The sequence below is a fragment of the Kitasatospora sp. NPDC047058 genome, assembly GCF_040643935.1.
In the GTDB taxonomy this organism is placed as follows: Bacteria; Actinomycetota; Actinomycetes; order Streptomycetales; family Streptomycetaceae; genus Kitasatospora.
This window is the reverse complement of the sequence record NZ_JBEYVJ010000124.1, coordinates 1-20,203: the sequence shown is the minus strand read 5'-3', so window position 1 is coordinate 20,203 and position 20,203 is coordinate 1. Positions and strand designations below refer to the sequence as shown.

Below are 20,203 nucleotides of genomic sequence, written 5' to 3'. Positions count from 1 at the left end.
GCCCCGCCGCCCCCCCGGGGGGTTGCGCCGGGGCGTACCCCCCGGGCACACCCCCCGCACCCCGCCGCTCCCCCGCCCCACCCCCTCATCCCTCCGCGGCCGCCTTCGCGCCAGCCTTCGCCCCGACCTTCGCCCCGGACTCCTCCTCGGCCCGCTCCCCGGCCTCCTCCCCGGTCGCCGAGCGCTCCGACCGGGCCGGCGTCACCACCAGCTCCCCGTCGCCCACCTCCGCGATCAGCGTGTCCCCCGCCCGCACGCTCCCGTCCAGCAGCAGGTTGGAGATCCGGTTGTCCAGCTCCGACTGGATGGTCCGGCGCAGCGGCCGCGCCCCGAACTCCGGCTGGTGACCCCGGTTCACCAGCCACTCCTTGGCCCCCTCGGTGACCTCCAGCAGCACGTCCTGCGCCTTCAGCCGGCGCCGGCTGCGGTCCAGCATCAGGTCGACCACCTTGAGCAGGTCCTTCCGGGTGAGCGCCTGGAAGACGATCACCTCGTCGATCCGGTTGAGGAACTCGGGGCGGAACCGCTGCCGCAGATCGCGCATCAGGTCGTCCCGCAGCGCCGGATCGGGAGCTCCGCTCCGGGCGTCGACGTTCCCCGCGTGGTCGAGGATCCGCTGCGAGCCGATGTTGCTGGTCATGATCACCACGGTGTTGCGGAAGTCGACCGTACGCCCCTGGGAGTCGGTCAGCCGCCCGTCGTCCAACACCTGGAGCAGCAGGTTGAAGACGTCCGGGTGCGCCTTCTCCACCTCGTCGAAGAGCAGCACGCTGTACGGCTTGCGGCGGACCGCCTCCGTGAGCTGGCCGGCCTCGTCGTAGCCGACGTACCCGGGCGGGGAGCCGACCAGCCGGGAGACGGTGTGCTTCTCCTGGAACTCGCTCATGTCGAAGCGGATCATCCGGTCCGGGTCGCCGAACAGCAGCGCCGCCAGCGCCTTGGCCAGCTCGGTCTTGCCGACACCGGTCGGCCCGAGGAAGAGGAAGGAGCCGGTCGGCCGCTCCGGGTCACCCATCCCGGCCCGGCCGCGCCGCACCGCCTGGGCGACCGCGGTGACCGCCTCGTCCTGGCCGATCACCCGCTCGTGCAGGTGCTCCTCCAGCCTGAGCAGCCGCTCCCGCTCGGTCGCGGTCAGCTCGGCGACCGGGATGCCGGTCCGCCCCGACAGCACCTGCGCGATGTCCTCCGCGGTGACCGCGACGACCTCCTCGCGCGACTCGGCCAGCGCGGCCAGCTCGTCCTCGGTCTGCCGCAGCTCGGTCTTGAGGTTGGCGGCCCGCACGAACTCCTCGTCCGCCACGGCCTCTTCCAGCTCCCGGCGCAGCTTGGTGATCCGCGCCTGCACCGGCACCGCCTCGGTCGAACCGCTGAGGCTGCGCAGCCGCACCCGGGCACCCGCCTGGTCCAGCAGGTCGATCGCCTTGTCCGGGAGGAAGCGGTCGCTGACGTACCGGTCCGAGAGGGTCGCCGCGGCGGCCAGCGCCTCGTCGGTGAACCGCACCTGGTGGTGCGCCTCGTACGCGTCGCGCAGCCCGTGCAGGATCTCGACGGTCTCCCCGACGGTCGGCTCGGGCACCAGCACCGGCTGGAAGCGCCGCTCCAGCGCGGCGTCCTTCTCGACGTGCCTGCGGTACTCGTCCAGCGTGGTGGCGCCGACCACGCTCAGCTCGCCGCGGGCCAGGGCCGGCTTGAGGATGTTGCCCGCGTCCATCGAGCCCTCGCCGCCCGCGCCCGCACCGACCACGGTGTGCAGCTCGTCGAGGAAGAGGATCACGCCCTTGTCGGCGGCCGTGACCTCGTCGATCACCGTCTTCAGCCGCTCCTCGAACTCACCCCGGTACTTGGAGCCCGCCACCAGCGCGGTGAGGTCAAGGGTGACCACGCGCTTCTCCTTGAGGCTCTGCGGAACGTCCCCGGAGACGATCCGCTGCGCCAGGCCCTCCACGATCGCGGTCTTGCCGACGCCCGGCTCGCCGATCAGCACCGGGTTGTTCTTGGTCCGCCGGGAGAGGATCTCGACGGTCTGCTCGATCTCCTCGGCCCGCCCCACCACCGGGTCCAGCCGGCCGGCCCGCGCCTCCGCGGTGAGGTCCCGGCCGTACTCGTCCAGCGTCGGCGTCCGGCTCGGGTGCGCGCCGGTGCTGCTGCGTTCGCCTCCGACACCGCGGCCGTCCAGCACCGTGCGCAGCGCCTCCTGCGAGGGCGCGGCGTTGTGCAGGGCCACGCCCGCGCCCGAACGTTCCTCCTCCAACAGTGCGGCGAGGATGTGCTCCGGACCGATGTAGGAGGCGCCGGCCGCCTGCGAGCGGGCGTGCGCGGCGAGCAGTGCGCGCTTGGCCGACGGGGTGAGCGAAGGCTGCCCGCCCGGCCCACCCGGCCCGACCTGCACGCCGCCGGCCGGCAGCTCCTTGCTCACGTCGTCGGCCAGCCGGTCCGGGTCGATGCCCGCGCGCTCCAGCATCCGGCGCGAGGGGTCCACCCGGGTGGCGGCCCACAGCAGGTGCCCGGTGTCCAGGTCACGGCTCCCGTCCTCCGCGGCGCGCCGTGCGGCGAGCGCCAGCAGCTCCTGCGAGGACTCGCTCAGCAGCCGCCCGATCGGCACCCGCTGCACCGCGGGCGGGGAGGCCAGCGGGCTCATTCCGAAGAACCGGCTGAGCAGGTCGGAGAACGGATCGTTCGATCCGAACGGGGGCATCGTCACGGTGGATCACCTCTCCCAAGCGGGTCTTGGGGCCACCAAAACACAGGCCGGGACGGGCCGCCTCTCGGCGGGCAGCCGCCCTCGCCCCTCGTGGAACGCGCCCCGTCAGCCCGTGACGTGGTCGAGCAGCACGCCGCCGCTGTAGGTGACGACCATCGCCAGCATGCCGCCCACCACATTGCGCAGCACCGCCCGGCCCGGGCCCGCGCCGCCCAGCCGCGCGCTCGTCCACCCCGACGCGGTGAGCGCCGCCAGCACGGAGAGCACCGTCGCCGCCAGCCGCCAGGACTCCGGCGGCAACAGCACGGCGAACAGCGGCACCAGCGCGCCCAGGGTGAAGGCGGCCGCGCTGGCGAGCGCCGCCTGCCAGGGATTGGTCAGCGCCTTCGGGTCGATGCCCAGCTCGGTGTGGGCGTGCGCGGCGAGCGCGTCCCGCTCGGTGAGCGCCACGGCGACCTCGTGGGCCAGCCGGTCGTCGAGCCCGCTGCCGCGGAAGAACCCGGTCAGCTCCTCCAGCTCGCCCGCCGGGTCCTCGGCGAGCTCGCGCCGTTCCTTCGCCAACGCGGCCTGCTCGGTGTCGCGTTGGGTGCTCACCGAGACGTACTCCCCGGCCGCCATCGACATCGCCCCCGCCAGCAGCCCCGCCACACCCGCCGCGAGCAGCGCCGTCCGCGAACCGGACGCACCGGCGACACCGGTCACGATGCCCGCCGTGGAGACGACGCCGTCGTTGGCGCCGAGCACGGCGGCGCGCAGCCAGTTGAGCCGCGCGGACAGCTCGGCCCTGCTGCTGCCGCCCGCGTCGGCCGCGCTCACCCCGGCGGGGCGCTCGCCCATCCAGGACCACTCCCTGTCACGGCTCGGTCCGCCCCCGGCCCGGGCGCTCACGGGCCGGCCTGTCAGACCTCGGCGTCCTCCCCGCCCTCTCGATGGTCGCCCGGACCGCCCTGCGCCGCACGCCGCGCAGCCCTGATCGCCGAAACCCACACCAACCGCCCCGGCCCCCCGCCGACACCGCCCACACCGCCCACTTCCTCGCCTCCCCCGGCGCCCGCCACCTCACCGGCCAAACCCTCCACCTCAACGGCGGCGCCCACACCACCCGCTGACGCGGGAGTTGGCCGGTTGTCCCTGCGCGGCGTCGCCGATCGACGATCACGAGGCACCACCAGCCACTGAGCAGTGGATGCGGCCGCTGATCCATGTCGCCGGTCGGCGTCGTCACAGCGGATCAGAGGACGGCGGCGTGCAACACGATCAGGGCGACGGAGGCCATGGCGAGGACCGCCGCCGGAGACGCGCCCTTGTGGTCGCCGACGCGCAGGTGGAAGGCGACCGCCCCGGCGAAGTAGAGCGTCAGGCCGATCGCGGCGGCGATTCCGACGGATCCCCACCAGAGTCCGGCGATCGCACCTGTCGCTCCCGCGATCTGAGCACCGATCAGGAACGCCATCATGCTCTGCGGTACTCCGAGGGTGGACATCTGCTCGGTGATGTGGCGCGTCCGCAGAGACTTGGCTCCGGCAGATATCAGGAGAAGCGCCGACATGGCCACGGTGACGACGGCAAGGGAAACGAACACGGCTGAAACCTCAATCATGCGAGACGTGAGCAAGGAGGTGTGCGCACCTCGATGACGATAGGCGGCCGTCAGGTACCTCCAGGTAACCTTCGGCGCATGAGCCTGCGACCCGGAGTTGCCTTCCTCGCCGACTGCCCCGCTCTGCTGGCCATGGAGATCATCGCCAGCAAGTGGTCCATGGTCACGCTCTTCGCACTGACCGACGGCCCGTTGCGCCACGGCGAACTGGTCGAGCTCAGCGGCGGCATCTCGCGCAAGGTACTGACCCAGACGCTGCGCCGGCTCCAGGCCAACGGGCTCGTCGAGCGGCACGCGTACGCCGAGGCGCCGCCGCGCGTGGAGTACTGCCTGACCGATCTCGGGCGAACCCTGGAGGAGCCCATCAGGATGCTCACCGCATGGGCACGCGAGAACGGCGAGGCGGTCGTCACCTTCCGGGAATCGGCCGAGGCGGCCAGCACCACCGAGGCGGACCGGGTGCCCCTGGTGAAGACCCCTCCTGCTGACGAGAGTCTGAACCGTTTCTGATCGATGCCAAGCGGAACCCGCCCTGCGCTGCCACCGAATGCGACAGGACGAGCCGACCGACGTCTACCGCTCGTTCGTCCGGGTGTCCGAGGCCGCCGGCATCTCGACAGTCCGGCTATACGACGCCCGGCACGGGTGCGCAACGCTGCTGACGGCTTGCGGCGTGCCGCCGCGGGTGATGGAGATCCTGGGGCACGGCCAAATCGGGCTGATGAACGTCTACACCCACGTGGCACAGGACACCCGACGCGCTCGGCAACATGGACCGGCTGCTCAAGCGGCACCACTGCCGTCAGGTCGAGACGTCAGATGCCCCGGACCGAGATCGGTCCGGGGCATCCGTACTGGTGGGCGCGGACGGTTTCGAACCGCCGACATCTGCTTTGTAAGAGCAGCGCTCTACCGCTGAGCTACGCGCCCCCGGTCGTGGCCCGGGTGGGGCGACGACGACTGCCTAGAGTACCTGGTCCCCGGGGTGGCGCGGTGCAGGTGGTCGGGGAGTGGGACGGGTGGGGTGCCGGTGGAACGGGGTGATCGGGAAGAATGGGCGGTGGATCAGCGGTCGGAGCAGGGAGCGCGCAGTGAGGGTGGCCGGCGGGAGCAGGCGGGGGCGGCGGCCGGGGAGTGCGGTGGCCGAGGCGCTGGTGTTGCCGCTGGTGGTGGCGGGTGCGCTGGGGGCGGCCGGGGCGGCGGCGTTCGGGGGTACCGGGGCCGGGCGGGGCGGCGGCTGGTGGGGGCGGCGCGGTGGTGAGGGCATGCGGGCGGACGCCAGGGCGGCCCGGGACGCGGCGCAGCAGGCCTTCTACGAGCTGGACTCGACGCAGCGCGAGGTGCGGCTGGCCGTGGAGACGGTGCGTGCGGCCGGGGACAGTGCGACGGCGCAGCGGGCGGCGGCGGACTTCGCGGCGATCTCCGGCCGGGTCGACCAGGTGACCGTGAACTACCTGGCCGCGCTGGACGCGCACGACCTGGACGCGGAGGAGCTGGAGTCCGGGGCGGCGGCGCGGGCCCGGCATCAGCTGGAGGACGTGAAGGGGCAGCTGGGGCAGGCGCAGGCGGAGCTGAACGGGTTCCTGCAGCGGCTGCAGCCGGTGCTGGACCACGCCGAGTCGCAGCTGATGCGGGTGACGCCGGCGGTGGAGCAGGCGAAGCGGGCGCTGCTCGCGGCGACCAACGCGCTGGAGGCGGTGCGCGGGGCCGGGCTGAAGGCGGACGACCTGGCGGCCCGGCTGGCCGAGCTGGCGCCGGAGTTGGGGCGGTTGAACGAGGGCGCGGCCCGGCACGGGGTGCCGGCGACGCTGCAGCGTGCGGAGCGGGTGAAGGAGCGGGCCGAGGCGGTCGCCGCGGATGCGGAGCACCTGCCGGAGCGGGCGCGGGAGATCGACCGACGGGTGGCCAGCCTGCGGACCCGGATCCAGGCGCTGGAAACGAAGGCCGCGACGGTGGAGCCGGCGCTGAGCGAGCTGCGCCGGCGGTTCTCGACCGCGTGCTGGCAGGACCTCCAGCGGGTGCCGGATCAGGTGGCCGAAACGGGGCGCGCGGCGGAGGCGAAGCTCAACGAGGCGGCGCGGGCGCGTGACGAGCAGCGCTGGGCGGACGCGACCGGCGCGATCGGGACGGTGCGCGCCCTGTTGAACACCGCGGACGGCTCGGTGGTCGCCGTGAACGAGCGTCTGCGGCAGCTGAACGAGGTGCAGCACGACCCGAATCGGGAGATCGAGCGCACCCGGTTCGCCCTGCGCGACGCCCAGCGGCTGGCGATGGCGGGGCGGCAGTCGCCGGACCCGCGGCACGCCGGCCCGCTGGACGCGGCGGTCGGACGGCTGGACCGGGCGGTGGCGGAGCTGGAGTCGGCCGGTCGGCACCCCGACTACTGGCACTTCCTGACCGAGCTGGCGGGGGTGCGGGAGGCGGCGGCCCAGGTGGTGGGGATGATCCGCGGGGACATCGGAGGGCACCGGTAGGGGCGGCCGCGGACAATGCGGGCGCGGACAAGGCCCGCACCGGCGGGAGCGCGTGAGGGGCGGAAGGAAGGGGTTACCCGCGAGTAACTTCGTGGGCTAGAGTCGCGCCATGGCTCGTAAGCGCAACCTCCCCGCCCGCACGTTCCGGCGCGGGATCAACCTCTGGCCGCCGTTCCTGTTCGCCGGGATCAAGGTGCTGGGCGTCTCGGACGACTACCGGCGGGCGAAGGTCCGGCTCCGGCTGGGGCGGCTGAACCGCAACTACGTGGGCACGCACTTCGGCGGGTCGATCTTCGCGATGACCGACCCGTTCTGGATGCTGCTGGTGATGCAGAACCTCGGCCGCGACTACGTGGTCTGGGACGCCGCCGCCGAGATCAGCTTCGTCTCGCCCGGGCGCGGCGACATCTTCGCCGAGTTCGTGCTCACCGACGACCGGCTGGCCGAGATCCGCGAGCTCACCCAGGAGGGCAAGAAGGCCCTGGTCTGGTTCGACACCGAGGTCCTGTCGGCGGACGGCTCGGTGGTGGCCCGGGTGCGCAAGCAGCTTTACGTCCGGGAGAAGCGCCGCACCGCCTGAGGCTGGGTACCCTGCGGGTATGCCACGCTACGACTTCCGCTGCCGCTCCTGCGGCGCCACCTTCGAACTCCGCCGCACGATGGCGCAGGCCAACGACCCCGCGGTCTGCCCGCAGGGGCACGAGGACACCGTGAAGCTGCTGTCGACCGTCGCCGTCACCGGCGCGGCCTCCGGCAGCGCCCCGCGGCAGGCCCCGTCCGGGGGCGGAGGCGGCGGCTGCTGCGGGGGCGGCTGCTGCGGCTGAGGCACCGCCCGCCGCGGGGGCGTCCCGACGGACGCCCCCGGCGGACCTCCCGCCGTCACCTGACGGAAGCCACCCGGCAGACCTCCCGGCGGGACCTCCCGCCGTCACCTGACGGAAGCCACCCGGCAGACCTCCCGGCGGGACCTCCCGCCGTCACCTGACGGAGGTCACCCGGCGGCGACGACGTCCACCGCGTCCACCTCGCCGCGGACCCGGGCCAGGAACTGACGGACGATCTCCTCCCCCGCCGCCACGCCCACCTGGTCGAGGGCGGTGACGCCGGGGGCCGTCCACCCGGTGTCGGCGAGTTCGCCGTGCCCGGGGCGCCAGGCGGCGTCGGCGGCGAGCAGCAGGTCGGCGTCGAGCAGCGAGTCCCCGGCGGCCAGGACGGTCGCGCCGCCGACCCGGCGCTCGACCTCCGCCAGCGCCGCGCTCTTGCTGAGCGGCGCCGGCACCGCGTACACCTTGCGGCCCTGGAGCGAGACGTTCCAGCCGCGCTCGGCGCACCAGCCGGTGAGCTCGTCCAGCCAGCCGGCCGGCAGGCCGGCGCGTTCCACCACCAGGTAGGCGAAGAGGTCGTCGGCGACCCGCCGCTTGTGCGTCCACTCCGGGTCGGCACAGATCGCCAGGTGCTCCACCACCTCGGCCAGCGGCACCGACGCGGTGGCCAGCCGGCCGGCCACCTCCGCCTGCCAGTCCTCGTCCGGCACGCCGTCCACCAGCAGGCGCCCGCCGTTGCTGCAGATCGCGTACGCGGGGATCCAACCGGGCGTCGGGCCGGGCAGGTTGACCCGCTCGTACTGCGTCCTGGTCCGGGTGGTGGCGGGGACGAGGAGGGCCTCCCGGGCCAGCCCCGCCAGCAGAGCGGCCGCCTGCTCGGTCATGAACGAGAGCGCCTTGCCGTCGTGCACCTCGACCGAGAGCAGACGCGGCGCGAGCCGGTCGGGCACGTCGAGTGCGAGGGCGCGGTTGGAGTAGATCAGCGTGCGGTCGAGGTCGCTCGCGACCAGGAAGCTGCTGGTGCTGCTCATCGGGCTCAGGACTCCTTCGTCAGGACGGCCGTGCCGGAGGCGCCGGTCGCTCCACGGCTGTAGCGGGGGTGGATCAGGCCGACGCACGAGTACGGCAGGTCGTCCACCTCTTCGACGGGGACGCCGCGCTGGGCGGCGAGCAGACGCACGTGGTCGAGGTCGGCGCCGGCGCCGCGGCGGGCCAGCACCCGCCAGGGGACGCGGCGCAGCATCACCCGGGTGGTCTCGCCGACGCCGGGCTTCACCAGGTTGACGTTGTCGATCTCGTACTCGGTGCTGATCCGCTCGACGGCCGCCCAGCCGGCCCAGTCCGGGGTCCGGTCCTCCGTGGCGAGCCGGTCCGCGGCGGCGGCGACCTCCTCCCGGACGGCGGCGAAGTGGTCGGCGACGGTGTCCAGGAACGCTCCGGAGACGTCCCCTCCGGCCAGGTCGGTGTAGTGCTTGGCGCCGTGGAAGTCGTCCGGGCCGATCAGGTCGGCGCGCAGCACGGTGCGCGAAATCAGGCCGGATACGGTGGAGTTGAGGCAGGCGGACGGGATCAGGAAGTCGTCCCGGGTGCCGTAGGTGCGGACGCAGCGGCCGGGGTCGGCGAGAACGGCCAGCCCGGGGTCGAAGGCCGATCCCTCCAGCGCCGCGGCGAGTTCGCGGGTGATCGCGCCCTTGCCGGTCCAGCCGTCGACGAACACCACGTCGGGGGCGTGGTGGTGGGCGTCCAGGTAGCGCAGGGCGACGGGGTCGATGCCGCGGCCGCGGATGATCGAGACGGCGTAGTGCGGGGTGTCCAGACCGTGGGCGAAGGCGAGCCAGCGGCGGATCAGCACGCCGACCGGCGTGCCGGCCCGGGCCAGCGAGGCGAGCACCAGGCCGCGGCCGCGCTCCCGGACGAGCGTCTCGGCGACGGTGCCGACGGCGAGCGCGATCCGGCGGGCGGAGATCCGCAGCGCCTGGTGGAACAGCTCCTGGTACTCGGGGCTGGGCTGGTACTCGACCGGCAGCGACTCGGCGTAGTGGGCGCCGCCGTTCTGGACCGCCTCCTCCCGCTCCTCGGTGGGGGCCTCCAGCGGGATGTCGGAGAGGTCCTTGAGCAGCCAGGCCACCTCGTCCGGACGGTACGAGGAGAACGCGGGCCCCCGCAGCGGGCCGGGCAGCTGGCCCGGTACCGCGGCCGACACGGAATCCGGCTGCGGCGACGACACCTCGGCCGACACCGCCTCCGATACCAGAACCGACACCGCCTCCGACACCGGAGCCGACTGCGGCCCCGAAACCGGAGCCGACACCGGCGACGGCCGGTGCGAGGGCAGCACGGCGAGCACCACCCGGTCGGTGACCCGGCGCAGCTGGGTCAGCAGGGCCCGCTCGCCCTCGTGCAGGGCGGGGGTGTCGGCGACGTCGTCCACCACCAGCACGACGGTGCCGAAGCGGCGCGCCGGGTCGGTACCGGGGGCGACGTTGTAGGCGAAGCGCTCGCGCGGGGCGGCGTCCTCCGGGTCGTCGTGGGCGGGGAAGGCCAGCCGGGTGCGGATGGCGTAGCCCGGGTCGTCCACGGCGAGGACGGGCGAGCGGGTGGTGGTCGAGTAGCGGACCCGCTCGTCGCCGCCCGGCAGGAGGTCGGCGAGCGCGCCGGCCAGGCGCAGGGGCGCGTACATCAGCTCCTCGAAGCCGAGCACCAGCACCCGGCCCTCGTCCGCGGAGCCGGCACGGCCGGCGCCCAGCGCCTCGGCCAGCTGCGCGGCCAACGGCGGGAGCACCGCTTCCAGTTGACCGCGGTGCGCGGCGGTGAAGCCGTGCCGGCCACCGTCCGGCAGGCCGGCGGGCCAGTCCAGGTCGACCCGGACCAGCGGGGCGGCCGGGGCGACCGGCGGCTCCGGCGCCGGGCCGGCCTCGGCGATCAGGCGCTCGGCGCGGTCCAGGATGTCGGCCGGCAGGTCGACCCCTCCGCTGGCGGTGGCCACCAGGTCGAGCCGGGTGCCGAGTTCGGCGGCGGTGTCGGCCAGCCGGCGGCGGTCGGTGTCGTCCCGCAGGTCGACCAGGGCCACCACGACGTAGTGGTCGCGGGGGTGGCGGGAGTGCAGGTCGCGGATGGTGTTGAGGACGGTGTTGCCGGTGGAGAACTCGTCGTCCACCAGCACCAGCGGGCCCTCCCCGGCGAGCAGCGCGGGGTCTGCGGGCAGCAGCAGGTGGGAGGTGGCGTGCGAGTGCTCCTCCTCGAAGCCGCCGACCGGGGTCAGGCCGGCCACCGGGCGGCGGGTGGAGTGCAGGTACGGGGCGTCCAGGCCGTCGGCGACGCTGTGGCCGAGCCCGGTCGCGGTCTCGGCGTAGCCGAGCACGACGGCCCGGGCGGCCGCCTCCTCGCCGAGCAGCTCGCGCACCCGGCGGCCGAGGTCGAGGCCCGCGCCGTGCACCACGGACGGCCGCTGCGGCACGTGCTTGCCGAGCACCGTGGAGACCAGCAGGTGGGCGCGCTTGCGGTTCTCGCGCAGGGCCAGTCCGACGAGTTCCGGGAGCCGGTCCGAGCCGGTCAGGCCGACGCCGGCCCGGTCGGCCACCCAGCGGCCGGTCCACTCTTGCTGTGCTGTCACTGCTGGTCCTGCCTTCGATGGTGCGGAGTCGTGCGGGTCGTACGAGTGCGGGTCGTACGCGTCGGGTCGTAGGAGTACAGGTCGTACGCATCGGGTCGTACGAGTGCGGTTGTACGAGTGCGGTTCGTACGAAGGGGCTGCGGGTCACGCGGCCCCGGGGCGAACGGGGCGGGTCGGAGCAGTCGGTACGGGCGGCGCCTCACCCGCACAAGCAGGCCGAGAGCAGCTCCGCGAAGCTGACGTCCTCCCGGGCCACCCCGAACACCTCCGCCCGCAGCAGTACGCGCTCGGCCCAGGCCCGGTGCGGCTTGGCCTCGTTCATCTTGTTGGTGTACGCCGAGCGCAGTACCCCGCCACCGCCGCGCTCCTGGTCGAGGATGTCCCGGGCGTCGCAGTACTCCTCGTGTGTGACGACCGAGAGGGCGTGCACGGCGGGCACGTGGCTGGGGTGGATGCAGGTCTTGCCGAGCAGGCCGTTGGCCCGGTCCAGCTCGAACTCGCGGATCAGCCCGTCCAGGTCGTGCTCGATGATCCGCTGCCGCACCGCCTCCCCGGAGGGATCGGCCTCGGCGAACGGGGTGCGGCGCAGCTGCGGCTTGAACATCCGCTCCTGGACCGGGAAGTACTCCCAGACCGGCCCGGTCACGGTGAATCCGGTACCGTCGGCCCTGCCGAGCACGTTGACCACGTCCCCGATCACCGCCGCGACCAGGGCGACGTCGTACGCGGTCAGGTCGGGCGACCGGCGCAGGCCGTACGCGGAACAGAGGTCGGTGACGCCGAGGCGGACGGCGAGGACGCGCTCGCGGTACTTCTCCAGCAGGCGGGCGATGCCGAAGAGCTGCTCGCGGCGGGTCTCCAGGTGGGCCAGCTCGGGGGATTCGAGGACCGGCATGGCGAACAGCCGCCGGCCGGTGGCGGCCTCGGCGGCGGCGAGCGCCTCCAGGTACTCGGTGCCGTTCTCGTCGGTGAACTTCGGCAGCACGAAGCCGGTGAGCAGCCGGACCGCCGGACCGAGCCGGCCGGCGAGGTCGCCGATCTGGGAGGCGGTGCGCACTCGGACGAAGAGGAGGGGAAGGTCCTGTGTGCAATCAGTGGAGATTGTGCTGCTCTCGACAGCCCCGACAGCCCCGTCACCCTCGGCAACCCGGTCACTCTCAGCAACCCCGGCGGCCCCGGCCGTCTCCGCAGCCCCAGCTGCCCCCGCGGCCCCAGCCGCCCCCGCCACCTCACCGAACAGCTCACCGAGCTGCGCGACCAGGTTGGCCTCGGCGGCGGTCACCTCGTGGTCGGCGATCGAGTCCTCCAGGCAGAGCACCATGGAGACCACGCCCCGGGCGGCCTGCTTCCGGATGTCGGCGCGCAGCGTGGGCCTGGTGGCCGGGCTGTACAGGGTCGCGCCGAGCGCGGTGGCCAGCACGGCCGCGTCACTCTCCGAGGAAAAGGCCCGGGGCTGTTCGAGGAAGAGCCGGCCGCGTACGTCGTCGGCGAGGTGGCCGAAATGGCGCAAGATGCTCTCCTCAGGGGTTGCGGACCGCCGTTCGGGCGGGTGCGAAGGGGTTCGGGGTGTGCGGCGGGGGCGCGGGCGGGTGGCTGCCGCGCCGCCCGGGTGCGCCGGGCCGATCGGCCTCGGACCGGCCGGGCACCGGGCCGGCGTGGCGTCGGGGCAGGGATCGGGACAGGGATCAGGACAGGGATCGGAGCAGGATCGGAACGGGATTCGGGGCAGGATGCGGGGCGGGGGCTTCGGGGTCGGAGGCGGGCTGCTGTGGTCGGAACGGAAGTGGCCGGGACCCGGCCCTGAGTACGGGGCCTCACCTGGTTAACCGGCCCGCCGGGTGTGGTGGTTCCCGGGTGCGCGCTGCTGACACCCCCCTGCCGAACCCCCCGGGGTCTTCTGGCCGCCCATCGTACGGACGACTTCCGGCCGAACCCGGTTCCGAAACATCGAATTCTCGGAAGGTTACCCTCCGCTTCACAAAGCGCAAGCGTTGGCAAAGTCCTACCGTTTCGCCACCTTCGGTCACGTTGTCCGAAGGGGTGGCGAACAGGCAGGATGGTCGGCTATGACGCACGTGATGGCCAAGGGCGCCAACATCGCACTGCCGGTGGCGGGGGTCCGCGCCGTGCTGCGCTGGAGCGCGACGCCCGGTGCGCCGGACGTGGACGCTTCCGCGCTGCTGCTCGGCGCCGACGGCAGGGTCCGTTCGGATGCCGACTTCGTCTTCTACAACCAGCCGCGCCACCCCTCGGGGCTGGTGCGCCACCTGCCCAAGCAGCAGACCGCCGGCGGCGCCGAGATCGCGGACACCGTGGAGGCCGAGCTCGGCAAGCTGCCGGCCGACGTGGACCGGGTGGTGCTGGCCGGCTCCTCCGAGGGCGGTTCGTTCCGCTCGGTGACCGGGCTGCGGGTGCTGATCTTCGACGCGGCCGCCGGCGAGGGCGCACCCGCGCTCGCCGAGTTCGCGATGCCCGAGGCCGACGAGGTCACCGCCATGGTCGCGGGCGAGCTCTACCGCCGGGCCGGGGCGTGGAAGTTCCGGGCCGTCGGCCAGGGGTACGCCTCCGGGCTGATCGGCCTGGCCACCGACTTCGGCATCACCGTCGAGGACGAGTCGGCCGAGCCCCGGGCCGGCTTGCCCGCCGCCCCGCAGAACGCCCCCGCCCCCGCCACCGACCCGCGCGCCGCCCTGCCGGACCCGCGCCCGGCCGCACGGCCGGAGCCGGGCACCTTCACGCTGGCCCCTGCGGTCCCGCTGCCGACGTCCGCGCCGGCCGGCGGCCAGGCCGCGGCACCGGCCGTGCCCGCCAACACTCCCCCGCCGCCGACGTCCCCGCCCACCCTGCCGCCGGTGCCGCAGGCTCCGCCGACCCCGCAGCCGGGGTACGGCTACCCGCAGCCCAACACCGCCCCACACCCCCAGCAGCCCCAGCAGCCCCAGCCGGGCGGCTACGGCTACCCGCCGCAGGCCCAGCGCCCGGGGTACGGCTACCCGCAGCCGCAGCAGCAGCCCTACCCGCAGCCCCAGCACGCGCCGAACCAGCCGTCCCACGGTTACGGCTACCCGCCGCAGCAGCAGGCCCAGCAGCCCGGCGGCTACGGCTACCCGCAGCCGAACACCGCCCCGCACCCCCAGCAGCCGCACCCCCAGCAGGCCCACCAGCCCCCGGCCGCCGCCGAGGAGTTCGCGCTGCCGCCGCAGGGCCCGCAGTTCCAACCGCGCTGACCCGGCGGCCGAAGCCGGATCGGCCGGCCCCGCCGGCGGCTACTCCGGCCCCGAGGCGTTCTTGTAACCGCGCTGCCACTGCATCCCGAAGCCGTACAACCGGTCGATGTCCGCCTGGAACCCGTTCACGTACCGGACCTCACGGCGGACCGTCAGCGTGTTGTCCCCGGTGTTCTCGATCAGCACCACCGCACAGGAGCGCGCCGCCGGAGCCCGCTCCTCCAGCTTGATCTCGATCCGCGGACCGGTCTGCGGCACGATCGTCACCACCGCGTTGGCCTGCTCGAACGCGGGCGTCCCGTCGTAGATGTAGACGAACACGAGCAGCCGCTTGAACTGGTCCTTCTTCTCCAGGTTGACGTACATCGTCTCGCCGGACGGCGCCCCGTACTGGTCGTCGCCGCTGAGCTTGACGTAGGGCGCGCGCTGCAGGTCGCCGAAGTAGCCGCCGAGCGGCTGCACCACGCCCCGGCTGCCGTCGGTCAGTTCGTACATGCAGGCCAGGTCGAGGTCGACGTTCACCTGCGCGCCCTGCTGCGAGTCCGGCTCCATCGGGCTGAGGATGCGCGGGCTGAACCAGCGCTTGAGGGCTTCCCGGCCGGACGGGCGCGGGGCTCCTATCCGGGTGGTCCAGTGCAGGTTGACGTAGAGGTACCCGGTGGTCGCCGCGGCCCCGGTGATCGCGTGCTGCGGGGTCGACTTGGTGAGCGTGACCTTGTGCTGCCCGCCCGGGTCGAGGGTGTTCCGCTCCCCGCGCAGGTACTCCCAAATCGAGGCCATCCCAGTCCTCCCCAGCTCCCGCCAGCAGGTCCGACGGTCCGCCGCTCCATGATCGGGCATCAGCCGGCCCGCCGGGTAGCCGAACCCGCCCACCGGGCACCGGATCCCGCCACCCGGCCGGCACACCGCGTCCGGACGTTCCCCTACCCGCCACCACACCGCGGACACCGGCCGGCGGCACGCACCGGAAGCGCGGACCCGGAGCACGGACCCGGAGCACAGACCCGGAGCACGGACCCGGAGCTCGGAAGGCGCCCGCCCCGAACCCAACGCCCCGCACCGGCAGGTCGATTGGCAGGACGAAGCTCCCCTCCCGTAACATGCCGCACCCTCGGACGCGATATCGTCTTGCCGCACAGGTGTCCCGTCCACCCCTCCCCCGGGTGGCAACGGGCGCGCCGACAGCAATGACGCACCGTCAGGCCCGGTCCCGGGGACGGACCTGACCGCCTGTGTCGCACTGTGACCTGTCCCCTGCGGAAACCCGAGGCCCGACCCGCAATGAACCTGACCTCCATACAGCTGGTCTGGACCGTCATCGGCGGCGCAGCCCTGCTGTTCACCGCCATCCTGGTGGCGACGCTGCGCTTCAAGAACAACGGCAGGACCGAGGAGTCGGGCGACTCCTGGGAGCGCAGCGAGGAGCGCCGCCGCCGCAAGGAAATGATCTACGGGATCTCCTCCTACGTCCTGCTGTTCTGCTGCGCCGGCGTCGCGGCCGCACTGTCGTTCCACGGCCTGGTGGGTTTCGGCAAGGAGAACCTGGGCCTGTCCAACGGCTGGGAGTACCTCGTCCCGTTCGGCCTGGACGGCGCGGCGATGTTCTGCTCGGTGCTCGCCGTGCGCGAGGCCAGCCACGGTGACGCGGCACTCGGTTCGCGCCTGCTGGTCTGGGTGTTCGCGATCGCCTCGGCCTGGTTCAACTGGGTGCACGCCCCGCGCGGCGTGTCGCACGACGGCGCCCCGCAGTTCTTCTCCGGCATGTCGATCTCGGCCGCGATCCTGTTCGACCGCGCACTGAAGCAGACCCGCAAGGCCGCGCTGCGCGAGCAGGGCCTGGTGCCCCGCCCGCTGCCGCAGATCCGCATCGTGCGCTGGCTGCGCGCCCCCCGCGAGACCTACGCCGCCTGGTCGCTGATGCTGCTGGAGAACGTCCGCAGCCTGGACGAGGCGGTCGAGGAGGTGCGCGAGGAGCGCCAGGCGAAGCTGGACGCCAAGGTGCGGGCCCGGACCGCCGACCGTCGCGAGCGCGCCGAGCTCAAGGCCATCTCCCGCCAGGGCGGCATGCTCTCCCGGGCCCGCGGCGGCCGCCAGGTGCCCGCGCTGACCGCCGCCGGCGACGGCCCGAGCGCTACGGAGCCTGCCCTAGCCTCCGAGGCCGACGCCCCCTCCCAGACCGCCTCCCCGGCGCTCGAGGCCTCCTCGCGGAGCGTCCTGGAGACCGGCCGCCGCCCGCGCGCCGCCGTCGGGTCCTCGTCCGGCTCCTCGCACTCCGGCTCCTCGTCCTACTCCGGCTCCTCCTCGTACTCCGGCTCCTCCTACTCCGGTTCCTCGTACGCGAGCTCCACCGACGAGTCGCCGTACCGCAGCGGCAGCGGCTCCTCGACGTCGTCCTCCTCGGCCTACCGCAGTCCGGCCATCGACCTGACGGCCGACGACGACACCCTGTCGATGCCCAAGCTGGACTCGCTGGAGCGCAAGCTGCGCGCCATCGAGCAGCAGCTCGGCTGACCGCGGCACGGCAGCACCTGCGCCGCGGCGGCACCCGCGCCGCGAAAACGCAACGGCCGTCCCCCCACTCCCGGGGGGACGGCCGTTCCGTGTTGCGCGGGTGCGTGCGGCCGGCGCTACTTGCCGCTGCTCACCAGTTCCCGTTCCCCGCCGCCTTCGCCGCCCTCGGCGGCCTCACGGCGGTTGCGCAGGATCGACGAGCCGAGCGCGAGGCCGATGAAGGCGACGCCGATCAGGCCGGTGACGATCTCCGGGATGTGGTACTCGATGCCCACCAGCAGGATCACCGAGAGCGCACCGATCGCGTAGTGCGCGCCGTGCTCCAGGTACACGTAGTCGTCCAGGGTGCCCTTGCGGACCAGGAAGACGGTCAGCGAGCGGATGTACATCGCGCCGATGCCGAGGCCCAGGGTGATCTGGAAGATGTCGCTGGAGATGGCGAACGCGCCGACCACGCCGTCGAAGGAGAACGACGCGTCCAGGACCTCCAGGTACATGAAGAGGAAGAACGCGGCCTTGCCGCCGACCTGGACGATGGACTTGCCGTTCTTCTCGTCCTCCTCCTCCTTCTCGGCCTCCTCCTCCAGGCCCGCCTCGAAGACCGAGGAGAGCCCGTTCACGGAGAGGTAGGTGACGAGGCCGAGCACGCCGGCGAGCAGCACCGTCTCGGCGTGCTCACCCGCGAAGAAGTTGGACGCCAGCAGCAGCGAGACCAGCGCGACGACCGTCGAGAAGGCGTCCAGCTTGCCGACCTTCTCCAGCGGACGCTCGATCCAGGCCAGCCAGTTGTAGTCCTTCTCCTCGAAGATGAAGTCGAGGAAGATCATCAGCAGGAAGATGCCGCCGAAGGCCGCGATGGCCGGGTTGGCGGCCTCCAGGTACTGGGCGTACGTCATGCCCTCGTACGTCTGGTCCGAGTGCAGCGCGAGGTCGATGACGGTCGCGGGGCTGAGGTGCGCGGTGAGGCCGACCACCAGCAGCGGGAAGATGAGCCGCATGCCGAAGACGGCGATCAGCACGCCGACGGTGAGGAAGATCTTCTGCCAGTACGGGTTCATCCGCTTCAACACCGTGGCGTTGACCACCGCGTTGTCGAACGACAGGGAGATCTCCAGGATCGAGAGGATCAGGACGATGCCGAATCCTTCGGCTCCCCAGAGCAGGCCGGCTGCGATCAGCCCGATGACGGTGATCGCGAATGACCAGCCGAATGTGCGGAGGAACACGGGACTTGGTTACCTTTCGAGTTCATGGCGTCGAACCGTCGGAAGACGGTGATTCGCGCCGTTACTGTACGTTTACGCCGAAATCGAGAGCAATGCCGCGCAGGCCCGAGGCGTACCCCTGGCCGACCGCGCGGAACTTCCACTCGCCCGCGTAGCGGTACAGCTCGCCGAAGATCATCGCGGTCTCGCTGGACGCGTCCTCGGTCAGGTCGTAGCGCGCGATCTCCTGGCCGTCCAGGGAGTTGACCACCCGGATGTACGCGTTGCGCACCTGGCCGAAGTTCTGCAGCCGCGACTCGGCGTCGTAGATCGACACCGGGAAGACCACCTTGTCCACCTGCGGCGGGACGAGTTCAAGATTGACCAGCACGACCTCGTCGTCACCCTCGCCGTCACCGGTGAGGTTGTCGCCCTGGTGCTCGACCGAGCCCTCGGGGCTCTTCAGGTTGTTGTAGAAGACGAAGTACTCGTCGCCGAGCACCCGCCCTCCCGAGCAGAGCAGCGCGCTGGCGTCGAGGTCGAAGGGCGCACCGGTCGTCGAGCGGGCGTCCCAGCCGAGGCCGATCTGCACCTGCGTCAGATTCGGCGCGGCCTTGGTGAGCGAGACGTTTCCACCCTTGGCGAGCGTGACACTCATGGCTGTCCTTCCTCCCTTTGCCTCCCGGGGCGCATCTCAGGTCTATTCCCCCGCGGCCCCGCCCGGCCTCTTCCGGCCGGCTGAACTTCCTGAACTCCTATCCTTCCAGTGCGCCGGGCCAGGACGAAGCCGGGGCGGCGGCCCGCACCGGAGCCGGGCCGGCCGCCGGCACCACGGGCGCACCGGCGCACGGCCGCACGCGCCCGAACGACACGGCCGGGGCGGCCGCCGGCGCACTCGCGCCCGCGGCCGCCCCGGCCGGTGGTACTCCGTCAGGCCCGTGCGGGCCCGTGCCCGACTCAGACGTTGACGCCGAAGTCCTGGGCGATGCCGCGCAGGCCGGAGGCGTAGCCCTGGCCGATGGCGCGGAACTTCCACTCGGCGCCGTTGCGGTACAGCTCGCCGAAGACCATGGCGGTCTCGGTCGAGGCGTCCTCGGAGAGGTCGTACCGGGCCAGCTCCTTGTTGTCGGCCTGGTTCACCACGCGGATGAACGCGTTGCGGACCTGGCCGAAGTTCTGGGTCCGGTTCTCGGCGTCGTAGATCGACACCGGGAAGACGATCTTGGCCACGTCCGCCGGGACGCCGGCCAGGTTGACCTTGATCTGCTCGTCGTCGCCCTCGCCCTCACCGGTGAGGTTGTCGCCGGTGTGCTCGACCGAGCCGTCGGGGCTCTTCAGGTTGTTGAAGAAGACGAAGTTGCCGTCCGTGCCGACCTTGCCCTGGTCGTTGCAGAGCAGGGCGCTGGCGTCCAGGTCGAAGTCCGTGCCGGTGGTGGTACGGACGTCCCAGCCAAGACCGACGACCACGGCGGTCAGGCCGGGGGCCTCCTTGGTGAGCGAGACATTGCCGCCCTTGCTCAGGCTGACACCCACTTGTCCTCCAAGAATCGGGAGGCACGCGCTGGTGCCCCCGTGGTGCGGTTCAAGGCACCGGAGGCGGTTGCCCCGGGCCTCTGACCAGCCAACGGACCGATCGTAGTGCCGGGTTCCCGTCCTGGGCAGGGAACGGGCCCGGCGTGGCTGTTCGAATCTCAGCCGGGCCGGGCCCGCGGGGTGGCGCGGGTCGGAGCGGGGGCTCAGAGCGAGGCGAGGACCTTCAGGTACTCCTGCTCGTCCCGGGCGTCCGGCAGGTCGTTCACGACGCTCCAGCGGACCACGCCGGCCTTGTCGATCACGAAGGTGCCGCGGACGGCGCAGCCCTTCTCCTCGTTGAAGACGCCGTAGGCGCGGGAGACCTCGCCGTGCGGCCAGAAGTCGGAGAGCAGCGGGTAGTCCAGGCCCTCCTGGTCGGCGCTCGCCCGGGTTCAGCTGTCGGGCGATCTTGCGCCGGTAGCCCTCGTCCGACAGGTATTTCGCCGCGTAGATCGTGCGACGAATGGCCCCGTACT

Annotated in this window: 16 protein-coding genes, 1 tRNA gene and 3 pseudogenes; 8 read left to right on the top strand and 12 right to left on the bottom strand. The window is 72.8% G+C overall.

Translation table 11 applies throughout. The features are described 5' to 3' along the window. Positions 1-85 precede the first annotated feature (85 nt). Entirely contained in the window at positions 86-2,695 is a 2,610-nt protein-coding gene (locus tag ABZ885_RS19955; RefSeq protein ID WP_360190002.1) for an ATP-dependent Clp protease ATP-binding subunit, read from the bottom strand. 111 nt (positions 2,696-2,806) lie between these two features. Further along, a complete protein-coding gene (locus tag ABZ885_RS19950; protein ID WP_360189996.1) occupies positions 2,807-3,538 on the bottom strand; it encodes a VIT family protein in 732 nt (243 codons plus the stop codon). Between the two features lie 194 nt (positions 3,539-3,732). On the opposite strand from ABZ885_RS19950, the pseudogene ABZ885_RS19945 reads away from it, so the two are divergent. After that, positions 3,733-3,810, top strand: a pseudogene (locus ABZ885_RS19945) (3-oxoacyl-ACP reductase); the annotation flags it as partial. A 122-nt stretch (positions 3,811-3,932) separates the two neighbouring features. Here ABZ885_RS19945 and ABZ885_RS19940 read toward each other — a convergent pair. Next, positions 3,933-4,283 (bottom strand): DoxX family protein, encoded by a 351-nt coding sequence (locus tag ABZ885_RS19940; RefSeq protein WP_360189993.1) that lies wholly within the window; start codon positions 4,281-4,283, stop codon positions 3,933-3,935. A 96-nt stretch (positions 4,284-4,379) separates the two neighbouring features. Here ABZ885_RS19940 and ABZ885_RS19935 point away from each other — a divergent pair, with 96 nt between their 5' ends. Next, positions 4,380-4,811: a helix-turn-helix domain-containing protein gene (locus ABZ885_RS19935; protein ID WP_360189990.1), complete on the top strand. Its 432-nt coding sequence runs from the start codon at positions 4,380-4,382 to the stop codon at positions 4,809-4,811. 49 nt (positions 4,812-4,860) lie between these two features. After that, positions 4,861-5,092 (top strand): annotated as a pseudogene (locus ABZ885_RS19930) (tyrosine-type recombinase/integrase); the annotation flags it as partial. 64 nt (positions 5,093-5,156) lie between these two features. On the opposite strand, the gene ABZ885_RS19925 reads toward ABZ885_RS19930, so the two are convergent. Beyond that, positions 5,157-5,231, bottom strand: a tRNA-Val gene (locus tag ABZ885_RS19925). A 209-nt stretch (positions 5,232-5,440) separates the two neighbouring features. Between ABZ885_RS19925 and ABZ885_RS19920 the strand changes: the two genes are divergently transcribed. The 3 genes from ABZ885_RS19920 to ABZ885_RS19910 all read left to right on the top strand — a co-directional run bounded on the left by ABZ885_RS19920 (position 5,441) and on the right by ABZ885_RS19910 (position 7,599). Continuing rightward, positions 5,441-6,775, top strand: a complete 1,335-nt coding sequence (locus tag ABZ885_RS19920; protein ID WP_360189987.1) for a hypothetical protein — start codon at positions 5,441-5,443, stop codon at positions 6,773-6,775. 109 nt (positions 6,776-6,884) lie between these two features. Continuing rightward, complete coding sequence (locus tag ABZ885_RS19915) at positions 6,885-7,355, top strand: DUF4442 domain-containing protein (protein WP_360189984.1); 471 nt, start codon at positions 6,885-6,887, stop codon at positions 7,353-7,355. A gap of 19 nt (positions 7,356-7,374) precedes the next feature. After that, positions 7,375-7,599, top strand: a complete 225-nt coding sequence (locus tag ABZ885_RS19910) for a zinc ribbon domain-containing protein (RefSeq protein ID WP_360189981.1) — start codon at positions 7,375-7,377, stop codon at positions 7,597-7,599. A gap of 167 nt (positions 7,600-7,766) precedes the next feature. Here the strand turns inward: ABZ885_RS19910 and ABZ885_RS19905 are convergent, their stop codons facing one another. From ABZ885_RS19905 to ABZ885_RS19895, 3 genes are all read right to left on the bottom strand, one after another. Continuing rightward, positions 7,767-8,630: an HAD family hydrolase gene (locus ABZ885_RS19905; RefSeq protein WP_360189978.1), complete on the bottom strand. Its 864-nt coding sequence runs from the start codon at positions 8,628-8,630 to the stop codon at positions 7,767-7,769. Between the two features lie 5 nt (positions 8,631-8,635). Next, positions 8,636-11,212, bottom strand: coding sequence for a phosphoribosyltransferase (locus ABZ885_RS19900; RefSeq protein WP_360189975.1), 2,577 nt, complete (start codon positions 11,210-11,212; stop codon positions 8,636-8,638). Positions 11,213-11,411: 199 nt separating this feature from the next. Further along, a complete protein-coding gene (locus ABZ885_RS19895; protein WP_360189972.1) occupies positions 11,412-12,722 on the bottom strand; it encodes an HpcH/HpaI aldolase/citrate lyase family protein in 1,311 nt (436 codons plus the stop codon). A gap of 556 nt (positions 12,723-13,278) precedes the next feature. Between ABZ885_RS19895 and ABZ885_RS19890 the strand changes: the two genes are divergently transcribed. Then, complete coding sequence (locus ABZ885_RS19890; RefSeq protein WP_360189969.1) at positions 13,279-14,439, top strand: TerD family protein; 1,161 nt, start codon at positions 13,279-13,281, stop codon at positions 14,437-14,439. Between the two features lie 39 nt (positions 14,440-14,478). On the opposite strand, the gene ABZ885_RS19885 is transcribed toward ABZ885_RS19890, so the two are convergent. Further along, a complete protein-coding gene (locus tag ABZ885_RS19885; RefSeq protein WP_360189966.1) occupies positions 14,479-15,219 on the bottom strand; it encodes a Tellurium resistance in 741 nt (246 codons plus the stop codon). Between the two features lie 501 nt (positions 15,220-15,720). On the opposite strand from ABZ885_RS19885, the gene ABZ885_RS19880 reads away from it, so the two are divergent. Further along, positions 15,721-16,950, top strand: coding sequence for a DUF2637 domain-containing protein (locus tag ABZ885_RS19880; protein WP_360189963.1), 1,230 nt, complete (start codon positions 15,721-15,723; stop codon positions 16,948-16,950). A gap of 116 nt (positions 16,951-17,066) precedes the next feature. On the opposite strand, the gene ABZ885_RS19875 is transcribed toward ABZ885_RS19880, so the two are convergent. From ABZ885_RS19875 to ABZ885_RS19860, 4 genes and pseudogenes are all read right to left on the bottom strand, one after another. Continuing rightward, positions 17,067-18,176, bottom strand: coding sequence for a DUF475 domain-containing protein (locus tag ABZ885_RS19875; protein ID WP_360189960.1), 1,110 nt, complete (start codon positions 18,174-18,176; stop codon positions 17,067-17,069). Positions 18,177-18,237: 61 nt separating this feature from the next. Then, a complete protein-coding gene (locus ABZ885_RS19870; protein ID WP_360189957.1) occupies positions 18,238-18,813 on the bottom strand; it encodes a TerD family protein in 576 nt (191 codons plus the stop codon). Between the two features lie 299 nt (positions 18,814-19,112). After that, entirely contained in the window at positions 19,113-19,688 is a 576-nt protein-coding gene (locus tag ABZ885_RS19865; protein WP_360189999.1) for a TerD family protein, read from the bottom strand. A 203-nt stretch (positions 19,689-19,891) separates the two neighbouring features. Beyond that, positions 19,892-20,107 (bottom strand): annotated as a pseudogene (locus tag ABZ885_RS19860) (redoxin domain-containing protein); the annotation flags it as partial. Between the last annotated feature and the right edge of the window lie 96 nt (positions 20,108-20,203).

Bases quoted from the DNA above. Each gene is read 5' to 3' on its own strand.
- ABZ885_RS19955 (WP_360190002.1), bottom strand. From the start codon at position 2,695: ATGCCCCCGTTCGGATCGAACGATCCGTTCTCCGACCTGCTCAGCCGG.
- ABZ885_RS19950 (WP_360189996.1), bottom strand. From the start codon at position 3,538: ATGGGCGAGCGCCCCGCCGGGGTGAGCGCGGCCGACGCGGGCGGCAGC.
- ABZ885_RS19935 (WP_360189990.1), top strand. From the start codon at position 4,380: ATGAGCCTGCGACCCGGAGTTGCCTTCCTCGCCGACTGCCCCGCTCTG.
- ABZ885_RS19915 (WP_360189984.1), top strand. From the start codon at position 6,885: ATGGCTCGTAAGCGCAACCTCCCCGCCCGCACGTTCCGGCGCGGGATC.
- ABZ885_RS19910 (WP_360189981.1), top strand. From the start codon at position 7,375: ATGCCACGCTACGACTTCCGCTGCCGCTCCTGCGGCGCCACCTTCGAA.
- ABZ885_RS19905 (WP_360189978.1), bottom strand. From the start codon at position 8,630: ATGAGCAGCACCAGCAGCTTCCTGGTCGCGAGCGACCTCGACCGCACG.
- ABZ885_RS19890 (WP_360189969.1), top strand. From the start codon at position 13,279: ATGACGCACGTGATGGCCAAGGGCGCCAACATCGCACTGCCGGTGGCG.
- ABZ885_RS19885 (WP_360189966.1), bottom strand. From the start codon at position 15,219: ATGGCCTCGATTTGGGAGTACCTGCGCGGGGAGCGGAACACCCTCGAC.
- ABZ885_RS19880 (WP_360189963.1), top strand. From the start codon at position 15,721: ATGAACCTGACCTCCATACAGCTGGTCTGGACCGTCATCGGCGGCGCA.
- ABZ885_RS19870 (WP_360189957.1), bottom strand. From the start codon at position 18,813: ATGAGTGTCACGCTCGCCAAGGGTGGAAACGTCTCGCTCACCAAGGCC.